The 437-nt window shown below is 32.7% G+C and carries 1 protein-coding gene; it reads left to right on the top strand.

The window, feature by feature from the left end:
• Positions 1-39: 39 nt before the first annotated feature.
• On the top strand, positions 40-437 hold a 398-nt coding region (locus tag FHK88_RS12290), incomplete at its 3' end, for a hypothetical protein (protein ID WP_264480680.1).

The following is a 437-nucleotide window of genomic DNA, read 5'->3' as shown; positions in this document are numbered from 1 at the left end:
GATTTACTCGCCAAATATTTGCTAAATGAGGCTTCGGAAATGGAGCGTTTTGAGGTAGATAAGTGGGTAAACGAGCATCCTTTAAATCAAAAATATTTTGAGGATTTACAAACTATTCTGGAGAAAAGTAAACTTCAGCATGATGAAAGTATTAACGAGTATGAAGCATTAGAGCGATTAAATATACGTTTAATTCAGCAGAATAAAAGCAATGGGTTTTTGAAGTTTTTCCGCATTGCCGCCATCATTACGGTAGTTTGTGGTTTGGGTTGGTTTGTGTATTTAAACACAATTGCAAGTAATGTAAATGTTCAATCGGCAAACAATATACTTACAAAATCTCTTCCTGATGGATCTGTTGCAATTTTAAATAAAGAATCATCACTAACTTTTAAAGGAGGTTTTTTTACTAAAAATAGAGCTGTTAATCTTAAAGG

Origin of the sequence: Psychrobacter sp. I-STPA6b (genome assembly GCF_020662265.1) — a bacterium.
Taxonomy (GTDB): Bacteria; Pseudomonadota; Gammaproteobacteria; order Pseudomonadales; family Moraxellaceae; genus Psychrobacter.
The sequence above is the reverse complement of the archived record's forward strand: the minus strand, read 5'-3'. Positions and strand labels throughout refer to the sequence as shown.